Origin of the sequence: Candidatus Thioglobus autotrophicus, assembly GCF_001293165.1 — a bacterium.
In the GTDB taxonomy this organism is placed as follows: domain Bacteria; phylum Pseudomonadota; class Gammaproteobacteria; order PS1; family Pseudothioglobaceae; genus Thioglobus_A; species Thioglobus_A autotrophicus.
Genome location: NZ_CP010552.1, coordinates 621,691 through 638,343, shown reverse-complemented (window position 1 = coordinate 638,343; position 16,653 = coordinate 621,691). Strand labels below are relative to the sequence as shown.

General features: G+C 39.7%; 20 protein-coding genes. 9 read left to right on the top strand and 11 right to left on the bottom strand.

The genetic code is table 11. From position 1 onward, the window contains the following. Positions 1–7 precede the first annotated feature (7 nt). The 9 genes from fabB to SP60_RS03420 form a co-directional block, all read right to left on the bottom strand. Positions 8–1,225 carry a beta-ketoacyl-ACP synthase I gene (fabB, locus tag SP60_RS03460; RefSeq protein ID WP_053951302.1) on the bottom strand — a complete coding sequence of 406 codons (1,218 nt, stop codon included), beginning with the start codon at positions 1,223–1,225 and terminating at the stop codon, positions 8–10. Then, on the bottom strand, positions 1,225–1,731 hold the full coding sequence (gene fabA / locus SP60_RS03455; RefSeq protein ID WP_053951301.1) for a 3-hydroxyacyl-[acyl-carrier-protein] dehydratase FabA: 507 nt from the start codon (positions 1,729–1,731) through the stop codon (positions 1,225–1,227). The genes fabB and fabA overlap by 1 nt, the downstream gene beginning before the upstream one ends. 36 nt (positions 1,732–1,767) lie before the next feature. Beyond that, positions 1,768–2,931 (bottom strand): O-succinylhomoserine sulfhydrylase, encoded by a 1,164-nt coding sequence (locus SP60_RS03450; protein WP_053951300.1) that lies wholly within the window; start codon positions 2,929–2,931, stop codon positions 1,768–1,770. A gap of 27 nt (positions 2,932–2,958) precedes the next feature. Then, positions 2,959–4,476 (bottom strand): amidophosphoribosyltransferase, encoded by a 1,518-nt coding sequence (gene purF / locus SP60_RS03445; RefSeq protein WP_053951299.1) that lies wholly within the window; start codon positions 4,474–4,476, stop codon positions 2,959–2,961. Between the two features lie 10 nt (positions 4,477–4,486). Further along, entirely contained in the window at positions 4,487–5,335 is an 849-nt protein-coding gene (locus SP60_RS03440; protein ID WP_053951298.1) for a CvpA family protein, read from the bottom strand. Positions 5,336–5,397: 62 nt separating this feature from the next. Next, on the bottom strand, positions 5,398–6,588 hold the full coding sequence (locus SP60_RS03435; RefSeq protein WP_053951297.1) for a bifunctional folylpolyglutamate synthase/dihydrofolate synthase: 1,191 nt from the start codon (positions 6,586–6,588) through the stop codon (positions 5,398–5,400). Then, entirely contained in the window at positions 6,576–7,028 is a 453-nt protein-coding gene (locus SP60_RS03430; RefSeq protein WP_053951296.1) for an FxsA family protein, read from the bottom strand. Before SP60_RS03430 ends, SP60_RS03435 begins: the two co-directional genes overlap by 13 nt. A 1-nt stretch (position 7,029) precedes the next feature. Next, positions 7,030–7,728 (bottom strand): tRNA (guanosine(46)-N7)-methyltransferase TrmB, encoded by a 699-nt coding sequence (trmB, locus tag SP60_RS03425; RefSeq protein ID WP_053951295.1) that lies wholly within the window; start codon positions 7,726–7,728, stop codon positions 7,030–7,032. Further along, positions 7,725–8,492: an exodeoxyribonuclease III gene (locus tag SP60_RS03420; protein WP_053951294.1), complete on the bottom strand. Its 768-nt coding sequence runs from the start codon at positions 8,490–8,492 to the stop codon at positions 7,725–7,727. Before SP60_RS03420 ends, trmB begins: the two co-directional genes overlap by 4 nt. 30 nt (positions 8,493–8,522) lie before the next feature. Between SP60_RS03420 and pyrE the strand changes: the two genes are divergently transcribed. Together pyrE and SP60_RS03410 are read left to right on the top strand one after the other, a co-directional pair. Then, a complete protein-coding gene (gene pyrE, locus SP60_RS03415; protein WP_053951293.1) occupies positions 8,523–9,161 on the top strand; it encodes an orotate phosphoribosyltransferase in 639 nt (212 codons plus the stop codon). 128 nt (positions 9,162–9,289) lie between these two features. Next, on the top strand, positions 9,290–10,021 hold the full coding sequence (locus SP60_RS03410) for a pirin family protein (protein ID WP_053951292.1): 732 nt from the start codon (positions 9,290–9,292) through the stop codon (positions 10,019–10,021). Here SP60_RS03410 and SP60_RS03405 read toward each other — a convergent pair. Both SP60_RS03405 and SP60_RS03400 read right to left on the bottom strand, forming a co-directional pair. Further along, positions 10,018–10,293: a DUF3579 domain-containing protein gene (locus tag SP60_RS03405; RefSeq protein WP_082319634.1), complete on the bottom strand. Its 276-nt coding sequence runs from the start codon at positions 10,291–10,293 to the stop codon at positions 10,018–10,020. The genes SP60_RS03410 and SP60_RS03405 overlap by 4 nt on opposite strands. 570 nt (positions 10,294–10,863) lie before the next feature. Continuing rightward, a complete protein-coding gene (locus SP60_RS03400) occupies positions 10,864–11,622 on the bottom strand; it encodes a prepilin peptidase (protein ID WP_053952209.1) in 759 nt (252 codons plus the stop codon). 86 nt (positions 11,623–11,708) lie between these two features. On the opposite strand from SP60_RS03400, the gene SP60_RS03395 reads away from it, so the two are divergent. From SP60_RS03395 to SP60_RS03365, 7 genes are all read left to right on the top strand, one after another. Beyond that, a complete protein-coding gene (locus SP60_RS03395; RefSeq protein ID WP_053951290.1) occupies positions 11,709–12,722 on the top strand; it encodes a type IV pilus twitching motility protein PilT in 1,014 nt (337 codons plus the stop codon). Further along, positions 12,709–13,266: a pilus assembly FimT family protein gene (locus SP60_RS03390; RefSeq protein WP_053951289.1), complete on the top strand. Its 558-nt coding sequence runs from the start codon at positions 12,709–12,711 to the stop codon at positions 13,264–13,266. The genes SP60_RS03395 and SP60_RS03390 overlap by 14 nt, the downstream gene beginning before the upstream one ends. Positions 13,267–13,278: 12 nt before the next feature. Continuing rightward, positions 13,279–13,734, top strand: coding sequence for a type IV pilus modification PilV family protein (locus SP60_RS03385; protein ID WP_053951288.1), 456 nt, complete (start codon positions 13,279–13,281; stop codon positions 13,732–13,734). Then, complete coding sequence (locus SP60_RS03380; protein ID WP_053951287.1) at positions 13,721–14,056, top strand: PilW family protein; 336 nt, start codon at positions 13,721–13,723, stop codon at positions 14,054–14,056. The genes SP60_RS03385 and SP60_RS03380 overlap by 14 nt, the downstream gene beginning before the upstream one ends. After that, positions 14,001–14,690 (top strand): IS1595 family transposase, encoded by a 690-nt coding sequence (locus SP60_RS03375; protein WP_053951129.1) that lies wholly within the window; start codon positions 14,001–14,003, stop codon positions 14,688–14,690. The genes SP60_RS03380 and SP60_RS03375 overlap by 56 nt, the downstream gene beginning before the upstream one ends. Positions 14,691–14,900: 210 nt before the next feature. Continuing rightward, positions 14,901–16,055, top strand: a complete 1,155-nt coding sequence (locus SP60_RS03370; RefSeq protein ID WP_053951286.1) for a WD40 repeat domain-containing protein — start codon at positions 14,901–14,903, stop codon at positions 16,053–16,055. After that, on the top strand, positions 16,052–16,642 hold the full coding sequence (locus SP60_RS03365; RefSeq protein WP_053951285.1) for a hypothetical protein: 591 nt from the start codon (positions 16,052–16,054) through the stop codon (positions 16,640–16,642). Before SP60_RS03370 ends, SP60_RS03365 begins: the two co-directional genes overlap by 4 nt. Positions 16,643–16,653: the final 11 nt, after the last annotated feature.

Here is a 16,653-nt window from a genome sequence, read left to right as displayed (position 1 = left end):
GATTGATTTATGCTTTGAATTTTTCAAATACTAAGCAAGCATTTGTGCCTCCAAAGCCAAAACTATTCGACATCACTCGATTAATTGATTGAATGGTAGTTGACTGAACAATAGGAACACCTTCAGCAGCTTCATCAAGGTTTTCAATGTTAACAGATTCAGCCATAAAGCTATTTTGCATCATTAGTAATGAATAAATAGCTTCGTTAACGCCAGCTGCACCTAGTGCATGGCCCGATAAAGATTTGGTTGAGCCAACATTCGGAATATTATCGCCAAAGACTTCCTTGATAGCACCAAGCTCTTTCGTATCACCAACTGGTGTCGAGGTACCATGTGCATTGATATAATCAATTGGACCATTAACAGTAGAAATAGCAAGCTCCATACAGCGCTTTGCACCTTCACCTGATGGTGCAACCATGTCAAAGCCATCGGAGGTGGCGCCATAACCAGTCAACTCGGCTAAAATAGTCGCACCACGTGCCTGAGCATGTTCTAATGATTCAAGAACCAATGCGCCACCACCGCCAGAAATTACAAAGCCGTCACGATCAGCATCGTAAGCACGCGATGCTTTTTCAGGCGTTTCATTGTATTTAGAAGATAGTGCGCCCATGGCGTCAAATAACATTGTAAGCGACCAATCTAGCTCTTCACCGCCACCCGCAAATACGATATCTTGCTTACCCATTTGGATTTGTTCCATCGCATTACCAATACAGTGGGCAGAAGTAGAACAAGCCGAGCTGATTGAGTAATTAATGCCTTTAATTTTGAACATGGTTGATAAGCAAGCTGAAGTTGTTGAACCCATGGTGCGTGGAACACGATAAGGTCCAACACGTTTAATACCTTTCTCTCTTAAAATATCTGCTGCTTCAACTACATTTTGGTTAGAGGCGCCACCAGATCCCATAATAAGGCCGGTACGTGGGTTTGAAACTTGTTCTTCAGTTAGGCCAGATTGTTTGATGGCTTGATCCAATGCAATAGCATTGTAGATAGCAGCATCTGCCATAAAGCGCATCATCTTTCGGTCAATAATTTCACTAGGATTGACTTCAGCCACTTGTCCAGAGACATGTGATCTAAGTCCCATTTCAGCTTGTTTTTCATCAAACTTAATGCCAGATTTTGCTGTTTTTAAAGATTCTAAAACTTCATTGCAATTTGCGCCCAAGCTAGAAACAATTCCCATTCCGGTGATGACTACTCTATTCATTAGAAAGCACTCGTATCAGTGAACAAGCCTACTTTTAAATCTTTGGCTTCATAAATCACCTTGCCATCTACTTCCATGACAGCGTCGCCAATACCCATGTAAAGTTTACGAGCAATGACACGTTTAAGGTTAATACGGTAAGTAACTTTTTTAGCCGTTGGCAAAACTTGGCCAGTAAATTTAATACTACCACCCAGTGCACGTCCGCGCCCAGGGCCACCTAACCAACCCAAATGGAAGCCGATTAACTGCCACATAGCATCTAATCCCAAGCAGCCCGGCATGACTGGATCATCGTTAAAGTGACAACCAAAAAACCACAAATCAGGATGGACATCTAATTCTGCGATAATCTCACCTTTGCCATGCTCTCCGCCCTCATCTGAGATGTGAGTGACTCTATCAAACATCAGCATCGGTGGTTGTGGTAATTGGGCATTGCCTGGGCCAAATAATTCGCCATTACCGCATTGAATTAATTCTTCGTATGAATATGAGTTTTGCATAGATCTACCTTATGTCATTTTTGATGAAATTATACATCAAAGTCCTTTGTTTATATCTGCTATCAAGTCGTTGACATCTTCAAGTCCAATAGAAAGTCTGATCAACCCTTCGGAAATATTAGCACTTGATTTTTCTTCATCTGTTAAGCGACCGTGTGTTGTGCTTGATGGATGTGTAATAGTAGATTTTGTATCACCTAAGTTAGCAGTGATAGAAAAAATTTCTGTAGCATTGACAAGTTTAAATGCCGCTTCACGGCCACCTTTAATTTCAAACGAAACAATACCGCCAAAGCCAGATTGTTGGTGTTTGGCCAGCTGGTGATGTGCATGTGACTCCAAGCCTAAGTAATGAACTTTTTCTACAGTTGTCTGTTGCTCTAACCAAGTTGCTAATTTCATGGCATTATCTGAGTGTGCCTTCATTCTTAAGCTTAGTGTATCCAGGCCTTTAAGTACAATCCAGGCGTTAAAGGCACTTAAACTCGGGCCTGTGGCACGTACAAAGCCATGCACTTGTTCAATAATATCTTCAGTGGCTAATACCGCGCCCGCTAAACAACGGCCTTGGCCGTCAATATACTTAGTGGCAGAGTGAATAACAATATCCGCGCCCAGATCGAGTGGCTTTTGCAGTGCAGGTGTGAGGACAGCATTGTCAACCGCCAATAAGATATCGTGCGCTTTAGAGATTTTACTAAGGGCGCTCATATCAACTACTTGCCCCAAGGGATTAGAGGGTGTTTCTAATAAGAAAAGTTTTGTCTTGTCATTAATCGCTGCCTCCCAAGCAGACAGATCTGATAGATCGACATAACTGATACTGATGTTGAATTTTGTAACAATGGTATTTAATAAGACAATGGTTGTGCCAAACATGTTGCGAGAGGCAATAATATGGTCGCCTGATTTTAAGAGCGCCATAAGTGTGGCAAAAATAGCAGCCATGCCAGAAGCGGTGGCCACACAAGCTTGAGCACCCTCTAGTGCTGCTAGTTTTCTCTCAAAAGCATCGACAGTTGGGTTGGTAAAGCGCGCATAGATATTGCCAGGCTCTTCTTTAGAAAATCGATTGGCCGCTTGTTCCGCTGAGTTAAACACAAAGCTTGAAGTCATAAATATGGCTTCAGAATGCTCTTGTTCGCCCGTTGTCCGATAGCCCTCTCGAATTGCTTTAGTATCGAAGTTTAGAGTTGTCATTAGATTTAAAAATTTAACAAATAAGATTCATTCTACATCATTGCAGATGAGTTCAGAGCTTTCGTTGGTGTGGTTTTTTTCTTTCACAGTGTCCGCTCTAATGGCTTCAATGTTGTCTAAGTATTTTTGGTTGATATCACCGGTGACGTATTCCCCATTAAAGCAAGAGCAATCAAACTGGGTAATTTTTTTATTACCTTGTTGAACACACCAAATTAAGTCATCTAAGTCTTGATAAATCAAGCGATCAGCGCCAATAGCTTGGCAGATTTCTTCCGTGGTTTTGTTGTGGGCAATAAACTCTTTTTCGCTGGCCATGTCAATGCCGTAAACATTAGGATGGCGAACAGCGGGAGCGGCAGAGGCAAAAAAGACTTTTTTAGCGCCAGCATCTCGAGCCATTTTTACAATTTGTTCACTGGTAGTTCCGCGCACGATTGAATCATCTACTAGAAGGACATTTTTGCCTTTAAACTCAAGTTCAATAGCACTGAGTTTTTGTCTGACAGATTTTTTACGTAGCTTCTGTCCAGGCATGATAAATGTTCGGGCAATATAGCGATTTTTAATTAAACCCTCAGAGTATTTAATCTTAAGTTCGCTAGCAAGCTGCAATGCTGAAACACGCGAAGTATCAGGAATAGGGATGACAACATCAATTTTTTCACCATCCCATTCTTTATGGATTTTGGCTGCTAAGCGTTCACCCATTCTCAGTCTGGCCTTGTAAACAGAAATATCGTCAATGACCGAGTCAGGTCTGGCAAAGTAGACAAACTCAAAGATACAAGGCGAATATTTTGGTTGTTGCGCACATTGCTGCACCATAATATTACCTTCTCGATCAATAACCACCGCCTCCCCAGGCTTTATATCTTGGGTTATTTCGTACCCAAGCGCTGTTAATGCAACACTTTCTGAGGCAAGCATATGTTTTGTACCGCCTTTAGTGGTACGCTTTCCAAGAATAAGTGGGCGAATGCCATTTGGATCTCTAAAGCCGAAAATACCAAATCCTGGAATAATGCCGATGGTGGCATAAGCGCCACGAACACGCTGGTGAACTTTTTTTACCGAAGCAAAAATATCTTGTTCGTTTATGTGCTGCTTTTTTTGCTTGTCAAGTTCACTGGCAAAGATGTTTAGTAAAATTTCAGAATCAGAATTGGTGTTAATATGTCTTCGGTCTTGTTCGAATAATTCTTTGGCCAACTCTTTGGTGTTAGTTAGATTGCCATTGTGAGCAAAGGCAATGCCGTAGGGAGAGTTAACATAAAAAGGCTGTGCTTCTGCACCACTTGAACTGCCCGCTGTCGGATAGCGTACATGACCAATACCCATATCACCTAACAAAAAAGCCATATGCTTGGTTCTGAAAGTATTTTTAACCAGGCCATTGGATTTACGCATGTAGAATCGACCTTTGTGTGCGGTCACAATGCCTGCAGCATCTTGGCCACGATGCTGGAGAATGGTTAAGGCGTCATAGATATAAACTGCCGTGTCTTTTTTAGTAGTAGAAAGAATGCCAACAATGCCGCACATAGAGTTTTCCTTATTCGTTTACGATAAATAGTAAGTGTTCTGATAAAGCAGGCTTAATATCTGAGGCGATATCTTGAAAAAACCTTAATGCACCGTTTGCTTCAATCCAATAGTGTTGTTGCGAAATACTGTCAATGCTTTGAAAGACGAGCACCATGATTAGAATGGCCAAACTACCCTTAATCAAACCCACCAGCAGACCGCCAAAATTATTACTATTGCCACTAATATTTTTAGCATTTAACAAGCGGTCAAGAGCATGTAGCGTATCAAGAATTTTTTTAAATAAGGTTGATAAGACACAAGGCTTTGAGGAGTCAATCGAAATATTAAGCATGTTAGACAGACCGACGCAGGCGCCAATAATAATGGCAAAAGTAATGGTAAAAGCTAGGCCGACTCGTGTTGAGCTATTGGTGACGACAATCTCCATAATGCCTAGATTTGCAATAATATCTAAATAATACCAACTGAGTGTTGCTGTAATACTTAGGAATACAAAATAGGCAAAAAGCTTATTTAAAGCACAAGGATTGCTAATTTGAGAGGAGATGTTGGTGAGTTTATAAAGAGATTTTTTAATAAGTAGTACGCCAACAAAAAGAATGCCAAAGGCAATGGCCATATGTGATTGGTGAGAAAGTAGCAGCCAGGTGACGGCTTTACTTGTCGCTAAAGGCTGGTAAAACAACCAAGCAAGCACAATTGCCAGTAACAAAAAAGCAAGATTAATTAACTCTTTGGCCATGCCTCGCTTAAAGCCTAATACTAAGAATGTGATTAAAATAGCGAGCGTTGCCCAATCAGACCAAACCAATAGATCAATTACATTCCAAATACTGGTAAAAAACTCATTCATCGACTCTCTCCGGAGAACACTTTGTGATATGCGCCAATTTTACAAGATTTTACAATCAAGCATCACTTAAGTATTTTTAATGCAGCTGATACAACGTGAAAAGAGCCAAAAATAACAATACGTTGACAAGAGTGCTGTTGCAATGCGCGCTCAATAGCTGCACTCATACTGCTACAAGCACGGGCAGTTTCTTTAAGTGAGAACTGATTGAGTAAAAAATTCATGTCAGTTGCCCTATGCACTTCCAAAGGCACAAGTAGCCATTGCTCAATCTGAGGTGAGATGGCATTAATCATATGCGCAATATTTTTATCTTTAAGGGCTGCAAATATGGCCAGTGTTGGCTGCTGGTCTTTGGCTAGCTCTCGGGCCAAGGCTTGAACGGCCGCTTCATTGTGCGCAACATCAAAAATGACCAACTTGTTATTGATTGTTTGAGTTTGAAAACGCCCTTCGATTTGAGCAGATTTAAGACCTTGGGAGAGTGCCTGATTATCAATGCTAAACTTTGCCTGAAGTTTATGGACGCATAGTGCAGCCAAAGCGGCGTTTTGTCGCTGATGATCACCAGTAAGTAATAATTCGCCAGCATAAGGCTGCTGTACAAATTCCAATAAGGCGCCAACGGTATTGGCGTGTTTAGCGAGAGACTCTGGTGGGTTGGTGTCACCACAAATACAAGGTATATTGGCACGCATAATGCCTGATTTTTCATGGCCAATGAGCTCGCGCGTAGCACCTAAATAATCTACATGGTCAATGGCGATATTGGTAATAACGGCCATGTCGGTATCAACCACATTGGTTGAGTCTAAGCGTCCACCCAAGCCAACTTCTAAAATAGCAACATCAATTTTTTGCTCGGCAAAAATAAGTAGCGCAGCTAAGGTTGAAAACTCAAAATAGGTTAGCGAGGTGTTATTACGAACCTGTTCTATTGCCTCAAAGGCTGTACAAATTTGATCATCCGTTGCTTGTATGCCATTCATAACAAAGCGCTCGTTATAGCTTAGGATATGTGGCGAGGTAAATTTGGCCACTGTAAAAATACTTTGTTGATAAATACTTTCAATCAAAGCAATGGTCGAGCCCTTGCCATTGGTGCCAGCTACCGTAATAGTGGTAAAGGGAACGCCCTCGGGAAAGAGTCTTGAGTAGACGCTTTGAATACGCTCTAAACCGAGATCTATTTCTTGAGAATGTAGAGATTCTTGCCAAGCAAGCCATTGCTCAAGAGTTTTTAATCCTCCCAAAATTCACCCTCAAGGGTTTTATTTTTTTGAGTATTTGACTGTTTATCTGCTGGCGATTTATGTACAAACGAGGCACTATTTTTTGTAAATATCTTTTGAGCGTTTTTCTTTAATAGATTATCAATAAAATAAGCCCTAGAAAAAGGTATTAATCCCAATAGACCAATGGCGTCAGTGATAAACCCAGGGGTTAATAGCAAGACGCCTGAAATAAGTATGACTACACCTTCTAGCATTTCAAATGCTGGTGTTTGACCATTGGCCATGGCACTTTGTGCTTTGGCCATGGTTGACCAACCTTGTTGTTTGAGTAGAATTGAGCCGATCAGTGCCGTGACAACGACTAGTAAAACGGTTGACAGTCCGCCGATGGATTCGCCCACTGAAACCAGTACATAAATTTCAAGCAAAGTCATGATTACAAATAAAGGAAAGATCATATTATTTCTCGCAGTCAAAAATTAAATCCCAAACACCGTGCCCTAATCGCTCGCCACGCCTTTCAAACTTTGTAATTGGACGACGTTCAGGTCTTAATGAATAGGTATGGGCGCTCAGTGTGTTTTTAAAGTGCGGGTGCACTTCGAGCACTTCCATCATGTGTTCGGCATAATTCTCCCAATCAGTTGCCATGTGGACAAATCCACCGTTTATCAACTTACTAGAGATAATATCCATAAATTCAGCTTGCACAATACGGCGCTTATGATGCTTTTTCTTATGCCAAGGGTCTGCAAAATATAGCTGAAATCCAGACAAGCTATCATCAGCAATGTTGTTTTTTAATATTTCTACCGCATCTTCCTTGATAACTTTTAGGTTGGTTAAATTATGTTTATGTGCTTCATTAATCAAACGCCCAACGCCCGCTTCATAAACCTCAATACCTAAAAAATTATGCTCAGGCTCGTTGATGGCCATTTGCAATAATGAATCGCCATTGCCAAAGCCAATTTCTAAGATAACATCTTGGCGTTTTGCAAATACCGTTTGAAAATCAATAATCTGATCAGCTATTGGATCAAGGCCGTATTTTGGCCAAAGATCATTAAGGCCATATTTTTGCCCTTCAGTTAATCTGCCAGAGCGCTTAACGAAACTTTGAATTTTTCTAATGGTTTTATTATTATCTAAACTCATAAATCGTAATCAATAATTAGGGGGGAATGGTCTGAAAAGCGCTCGCTTTTGTATACACTGGCATTCTGAACGCAGCCTTGTAAATTGTTACTGAGTATTTGATAATCAATGCGCCAGCCGGTGTTATTGGCCCAAGCTTGTCCTCGGTTTGACCACCAAGTGTATTGCTCGGCTTCTTGGTTTACTTCTCGAAATGCATCCACAAATTTTTCTTGCGTAAAGAGTTGATCCATAAAGTGGCGTTCCTCAGGCAAACAGCCAGAACGATTTTTATTACCTTTGAAATTTTTGATATCGATCTCTTTATGCACAATATTGATATCGCCACAAATCATATACTGGCGCCCATCTTTTTGTAAATCTTGAAGATAAGGTAAAAAGCGCTCTGTCATAAAATCCATTTTGTAATCTTGACGCTCTTGCTTGGCCGAGCCAGAGGGGATGTAAATTGAGATAACACTCAGATTGCCAAAATCGGCTTGAATAAAGCGTCCTTCAAAATCAAAATCTTCCCAAGGGCTGAAAATAACTCGATCGGGTTTTTGCTTGCAATATAAGCCTGTGCCACTGTAGCCTTTGCGCTCAGCTGGCTTGTAGTAGGTGTGAATATTTTCAGGATAAAAACGCTCATCCAATTGGTCTTCTTGCGCTTTAATTTCCTGCACACAAACCACATCAGCGTCTTGAGTTTTCATCCAGGCAAAAAAACCTTTTCGTTCAGCTGCACGAATGCCGTTGACATTAGCCGTTATAATTCTCTTCATTGGAAATATTTTAATGATTTAGAGGAATGTATGGAACAGTATCAAAAAGACTTTGTAGATTTTATGTTGGAAATCGGCGCACTCAAGTTTGGTGAATTTACCCTGAAATCAGGCAGGGTAAGCCCTTACTTTTTTAACGCTGGCGCTTTTAACACGGGCGAGCATTTATCAAAGTTGGGTAAATTTTATGCCCAAGCTATTCAAGCAAGTGCGCTAGAATTTGATGTATTGTTTGGCCCGGCTTATAAAGGCATCCCACTAGCAACCGCTGCGGCTATGGCGCTTAATGATTCATTCGGGATGAATGTGCCTTATAGTTTTAATCGCAAAGAGGCTAAGACTCATGGCGAGGGTGGCGATATTGTTGGTCATGCACTTGAGGGTGATATTTTAATCATTGATGATGTGATTACTGCAGGCACTGCCATTCGTGAAGCGATGGATATTATTACTGCCAATGGTGCAACTGCCAAAGGTGTGATTGTGGCAGTTGACCGTCAGGAAAAAGGTAAGGATGATAAGTCAGCCATTCAAGAGGTGGAAGAAAACTTCGGTATAGCAGTACTGAGTATTATTAACCTAGGTCACTTAATTGATTACCTAAAGCAAGGCGACGATGAAGTGTTAATTGAGCGTATTGAGGCTTATCGAAGTCAATATGGTGTTTAGTTAACAAAACCATATTTTAAGCTTGCTGTAAAGGCTAAGAAAAAGCGACATTCGTTGATGTTGTTTCTTGTAAGATTTCTATAACCATGCTAGTATTGCATTGGAATGTCGTGTTATAGGAGTTTGGCATGATCATCAAAATCAACGCACAAGAAGCGCTCGAGGGTGAGGGTGTTGTCGTTAATCGCTTGTTTCCTATCAGTGGGCGCATGAACTGTGACCCATTTGTATTATGGGATAACTTTAATATTGCCACCGGCCAAGGCTTTCCTGATCACCCTCATCGAGGCTTTGAGGCCATTACTTACATGTTGGAAGGCGGTATGCGCCATCAAGATAATTTAGGTAACAATTCCTTTGTCAGTACAGGCGGTGCGCAAGTTTTTTGTGCAGGAAAGGGAATAGTGCACTCAGAAATGCCTGCAGAAAAAGAGCTAAATGCAGGCATTCAATTGTGGATCAATCTACCTAAACGTTTAAAAAATATTGACCCAAGTTATCAGGAAGTTTTAGCCAAAGATCTTGCTGTTACCACTTTTCAGGGTGGCAGCTATCGAACGATTGTTAATACAGAATCTAAGATTACATTACATACTGCTATTAACTATCAGCATTTTAATCTATTAAAGGATCATCATTATCAACTACCGCTTGATCAGGGTTTGCAAGCAATAATTTATGTTCTATCAGGTAGCTTACTGCTTGGCGAGCATACAATTGAAGCCACTCAGGCGCTATTAATTGATGCTGAAACACAGCAAGATTTATTGATTAAAGCAACAACAGATAGTGAATTTATGTTTTGTAGCGGGCTGCCACATAAGGAGCCTATTTACCAACACGGGCCTTATGTTGATTAAGGCGTCCCACCTTCAATAGTTTCTTCGGTAAAGACTAAATGATTGGTTTTGGCAAAAGACACAAGACGCTCAAATGTAAAAGCACAAGCGTATTTTAGTTGATCATCAAAAACGATAGATTTAATACCGTTAATTCGTCGAATTTTTAAGTGCCCGCTATAGCGTTTTAACTGTTCGGGTTGGGTACAAACTAATCGCTCAGTCCAATCACTCGGTCTAAATTTTTGACCGCTTTGAGTCATACCAGATATAGTGTATCGAGTGGTTGTCATCTAACTCCCCAGAAAAAGACAATGATCAGAATATAAGGGGGTGTGCCCCAGTTTTTAATGACAGTATAAGCTAAAAAATTTCTTAATGAGAAAAAACGCCCAAGCATTATTTCATCACTTGAAAATCAAGAAACAGTTGGTATTTTCAGTTTAAACAGTGAAGGCGATAAGCCAGAGTTTCTGGGTTGCTGATAAAGAGATTATTGGGAGTTAATACTCTCAATGTATAAAAGCAATAATATGGTGGAGGGACAGGGATTTGAATCCTGTTTTCAATGTATTGCACAGTTAAATACAGCGCTGTATAAGGGTTTTTGAAATTGTTATTGCCTGTATTTAACTATGTTTATGATAGATGTAGTGAAAATGTAGTGAAACTTTTTATCGAATTTTATAGTGAAAATAGCTCTTGATAAAAAGATCTGTCAAGAAATCGAGAAACGGGGCTCGAACCTGACTTGTATAATGCTATATCCCAGTATACACTGCCACTAAAGTATTTTTAAAATTCAACTTGGCGTGTTTTGGTATGATTTGGAATGCATGTTGTCAAAATGTTGTCATCGATTTTTAGATGAATAAGGTGAACAAATTAAACCCAGTTATTAGAGTGATGAGTAAGCCTAAAGATAAAAAAGGAATAAATGGGGTTTCTATTTCTTTCTTGACTATCAGTCCATAAATAGCAGGAATAAGCGCAAGTATAGTGGCGAGGAATATGGCAGAAATTCCTAAGTGAACTCCTAGTAAGCCACCAATTACTCCAGCAATGGGCATATCACCTTCACCGAGTGCCCTTTGATTTTCTAGCTCCTTGTTTTTGGTAATTTTTGCCTTGATGGTTTGAATATAGAAAGTTAGAATGAGTTCTAATAAAACAAAGCCACCCATAAAGATTAAGGTATTTTTCCAATCGCCAACAATCAAAGTGAGTAGTAGTACGATGATGAGTAAATAATCAGGCACAGCTTTATATTTAAAATCAATGAATGAAAGTACAATCAGTGTGTAGAACAGCACAATAGTTAATATCAGATCTACATCAAACCATTGATGTTGGTAAAGTAATACAGTGACTACACCAGTAATTAGCTCAACAATAGGATAAACAATAGATATCTGTCCAGAGCAACTAGAGCACTTTCCTTTTAAAAACAAATAAGAAATAACAGGGATATTTTCATACCACTTAATTTGATAATGACAGTGTGGGCATTCAGAACCAATAGGATCAAACAGAGAAACACCTAGAGGAAGTCGGTGAATCAGCATATTTAAGAATGAACCAAAAATTAGTCCGACTGCAAATGCAATTAAATAGATGCCCATATGAGCCATTTTAGCTGAATAATGCTCAGTTTAATGCTACAATAAAAATTCATATAAATAGTAAGTCATTTTTTTTGGGGAATGTGATGTTTGATGTTATAGAGCGATATGCTAATGAATATAAATTTTCTGATATTCATCTTAAGGAGGATCAGCCGTTAATTCTGCGTATTAATGGCGAGATGACTAAACCGAGTGAAGATATCATATCTGCACAAGCACTTAAGGAGTTCGCTAATAACGTGCTCACAGAAGATCAAAAAACTCACCTTGATGAAATTCGCGATGTCGATTTAGCCATTGAAGTTGGAAATTATCGTTTTCGTGTCAATTTCTTCTACACCTCTGATGGCCTTTCAGCCGTACTCAGAAAAATTGAAACTGAAATCCCCACCATGGAATCGCTTAAATTACCATTCATTATGCAAGAAATGGCTGAAAAGCCCAATGGCTTAATCTTGGTTACTGGGCCAACAGGCTCGGGTAAGTCCACTTCTCTTGCTGCTATTATTGGTGAGATCAATGCAACACGTAAAGGTCATATTCTTACTGTAGAAGATCCAATCGAATACATCCATCATTCTAAAGAATGTACAGTATCTCAACGTGAAGTGGGGCGTGATGCGCAATCATTTGCAAGTGCACTTCGTGCATCATTGCGTGAAGATCCTGATGTAATTTTAGTAGGTGAAATGCGTGATCGTGAAACCATTCAGCTGGCGCTTACCGCCGCTGAAACGGGGCATTTAGTATTTGGCACATTGCATACTTCTGGCGCGCCAAATACCATTAACCGAATTATCGATGTATTTCCCGCTGAACAACAAGGTCAAGTTCGGGCGCAACTTTCACAATCTTTGCAAATGGTGGCGACACAGCGCTTATTTAAAACTGCAGATGGACAAGGACGCGCAGCAGCCTTTGAAATTATGGTGTGTAATCATGCAGTTAGAAACCTTATTCGTGAAGGCAAGATTTTCCAAATTGAATCTATTATGCAAACAGCCCGAGGCGAAGGCATGGTGACAATGGATCATGCTATCGAGCAATTAATAGCAAGTGGACAGGTAACCCAGGAAGGCGTTGATGGCGCCCATTAAGGGTGATCGACTTTCATTTACACTAATTGAATTATTAGTAGTGATCGCTGTGTTAGGTATTTTAGCAGGGGTGGCAGCCCCTAATTTAAATGGCTGGTATTGCCGTCAAGATGTCAAAAATGATTTTTCTAAGTTGAATGGTTTTTTATCTACGCTTCGCTCAGAAGCTGTCAATCGTAATAGCTCCATTATGGCTGTTGTTGATAGAAGTGGTGTTAATGCTTTGGTATCTGTCAAGGTGGGACCACAAGGTATAAAAAGTAGTTGCGGAGCTGACATTACAGGAGTGGGTATTATCGATACATTTACTACTGATATTGGCAAAAGCTCTTTAACAGATTCCACAATTAATACGTGCTTCCATGCGGATGGTAGTGCAACTACTGCAAGCTATACTATTACTCGTCAATGTGGTGGAGAGTTTGACAATGGTGGAAAAAAATATGAATATAAAAATAATATCTTTGGTGCAACAGGCTTTATTCAAGAGTTTAAAAGAGTGAAAATCTCTGAAAGCGCTAGTCTGCCATGGCAGGAAATGTAGGATTATTTAAATATGAACAATAAGTCAGCATTTACACTCGTTGAGGTACTGGTTTCAGTGGTTATTCTGGCCATTGGATTTGCGGGAGTGTATTCTCTAGTTGCTACTTCTAATCGAGTAATGAACGATTCTATTGATAAAGAAAAATCTAATTACCACGCCAGTGAAATTATTGAAACACTACACAGTGAAAAGAAAGACTTATCTACTGTTGCTAGCTTTTATGAAGGTAAAGATCTTGTTACTAGGTGTGATGATATGACACTAACAGCATCAACCGAAGATCATCTTAACCGATTAAAAAGTTGGTGCAAAAAAATGGGTGAAAGAACCACGGGTGATAGAAAAATTCGTGTTGTTAGAAAAACAATTGATGGAAAAGATGTTTATGTCGTGCTGATAAAATTAAGTGGTAAGCGTGATAAAAATACGGTTGTAATTAAGAGGGTGTTCAATGTTGCTGAATAGAAAAGCCTTTACTTTGGTTGAAATGCTAGTGGCACTTGCTGTTAGTTCAATCGTTATTATTGCTGCTTATGCCTCATACGATATGGTGAAAACCCAATATGAAAAGAACATTGGCATTGCTGATATGCATACCTCGGGTAGAGCTATTATGCGAATTATTGAGCGCGATATTCGTATGGCAGGGTATGAGCATCGAGACTCTTCAGGAAATAAGATTTTGGGTCATGACAACTTAAGCATGTTTAAAAACCTGTTAAAGTACCGTCATGAAAGTAAAAAACAAGTATGTGATTCGTTCACGTATTTCAGAGGCCAAATTTAGGCAAATAATTTTGTTGTTTTCTGAGGATTCGAGTGCAACTCAAATCTCTCATTTAACAAGTTTAAGCAGGCAAACAATTAACAAATATTTAACTGCTATTAGACTTAGAATTTTAGAGTTATCTTTGCTTCAATCTGATCCTTTAGTGGGTCAGATTGAAGTTGACGAAAGTTATTTTGGCGCACGGCGCGTCCGCGGAAAACGCGGCCGTGGTGCCAGGGGTAAAACAATAGTATTTGGTTTATTGAAACGTGGCGATCAAGTGTACACTGAAATAGTTCCAGACTGTAGTAGCGCCACCCTGCAAAGGATTATCAAGGGTAAGACTAGTATTGATAGCGTTATTCATTCAGATGGATGGCGCGGGTATAATGGGCTTGTAGATTTTGATTATAAGAAGCACTTTAGAGTGCATCATAGTAAGAATGAATTTGCCAGAGGTAATTCACATATTAATGGAATTGAATCATTCTGGGGTTATGCTAAAAATAGATTGGTAAAGTTTAAAGGAATGGATAAAAGTATGTTTAATTTACACTTAAAAGAATGCGAATTTAGATTTAATAATCGCAAGCAAAATATTTATAAAGTTTTGCTTGGAATGTTTAGAAAAGAGTCGCTTAAGTTGTCATGACCCAAGATTTTTTCTACCGGTATTACCAGTCAACTAGTATTAAGTGAAAGTAATAACGTTTGTTGTGACGGTGTAAGTGTTATTTATGATCATTCCACAGATGCAGAAGATGGTGTAGAGCGTAAAAGAATCGCTTATTCAGTAAGAGAGTTTCCAGGCAAAGAGAAGGTTGATTATGAGCTTTTAGATAGTGACACCACTCGTTATCGTTTGTATAAAAAAATTGACGTACTTGGAAGAGATGGAACAATACTTGCAACAGAAGAAAGTGGCACTGAACAAGTGTTAGCTGATTTTGTTGAGGATTTACAGTTTTCTAATATTACTAATATTTATAATTTATATACAGGATCAAATACAGGCATTATAAGAGCATATAACCCGGTCACAGGTGAATGGGGCATTCAAGAGATAAATAGAAATACTAGAGGAACGGTGATTGATGTAACCGCATTGGCATTTGGACCTGATGGCCTCCTTTATACAGGCGCATCAATTGGCGGCATTATACGGGTATACAATCCATCCACAGGTGAATGGGGCATTCAAGAGACAAATAGAAATACTAGAGGAACGGTGATTGGTGTAACCGCATTGGCATTTGGACCTGATGGCCTCCTTTATACAGGATCAAATACAGGCATTATAAGAGCATATAACCCGGTCACAGGTGAATGGGGCATTCAAGAGATAAATAGAAATACTAGAGGAACGGTGATTGATGTAACCGCATTGGCATTTGGACCTGATGGCCTCCTTTATACAGGCGCATCAATTGGCGGCATTATACGGGTATACAATCCATCCACAGGTGAATGGGGCATTCAAGAGACAAATAGAAATACTAGAGGAACGGTGATTGGTGTACGCGCATTAGCGTTTGGATCTGATGGTTTACTTTATACAGGATCAAATACAGGCATTATAAGAGCATATAACCCGGTCACAGGTGAATGGGGCATTCAAGAGATAAATAGAAATACTAGAGGAACGGTGATTGATGTAACCGCATTGGCATTTGGACCTGATGGCCTCCTTTATACAGGCGCATCAATTGGCGGCATTATACGGGTATACAATCCATCCACAGGTGAATGGGGCATTCAAGAGACAAATAGAAATACTAGAGGAACGGTGATTGGTGTACGCGCATTAGCGTTTAAAAATAATAGAACTGGCAAAGAATCATTGGTCAATATTAAGCTTACTCTCAGGTCAAAAAATAAGCTTCATTCTGATAATAAACCCTATACCAAAGTGACAGATGAAGAGCATCATATTGGCAATTACAACTTTGAGTTTAATGACAAGTATAAACGCAACGTTTTTTTCTCAACGGTTGCAGTTAGGAATATTCTTTTATGAAACCTATAGTTCAACATTCATCACGAGAAGGCTTTGTTATCATTATTACACTGGTGTTACTGCTGGTGATGACGACTATGGGGATTGGGTTATTTTATGAAACAAAAAAAACAGCAAATCAAGTAAGGTCGAACAACAGCAACAGCGAAACACTTTATTCGGCAGAGTCTTGTATTGCTGAAGCTAAGCGCTGGTTGAACGCGGAAAAAGAAATTCGCACCCCTTGTGAGGGCTTTGCAGAAGGTTCAGTCTGTAAGGTTATTGGTGAAAAATATATGGGCGATTCTCCAATACGAATAGATAGTAGCGTGACGAGTGATAGTCGATTGAGTACCCATTATTATCGGTGTGAAGTTATTCGCTTAAGTACAGTTTCAACTGAGACTGAAGGCGGTAGTGTTAGTGGTAGTGGCTCAGGCGACGGAGAGGAGGGGTACGATGTTAGTGATGATGCTGGAACAGGAGTGATAATTTCTAACATTTCTTATTACAAGATTCGATCAAAAGCATGTGTGACTAGTTCGAGTAGTTGTGACTCAGATAACCCAAATGTAACCATTGTTGAAGAAATAGTTAAAATTAATTAGAAAGGTAATTA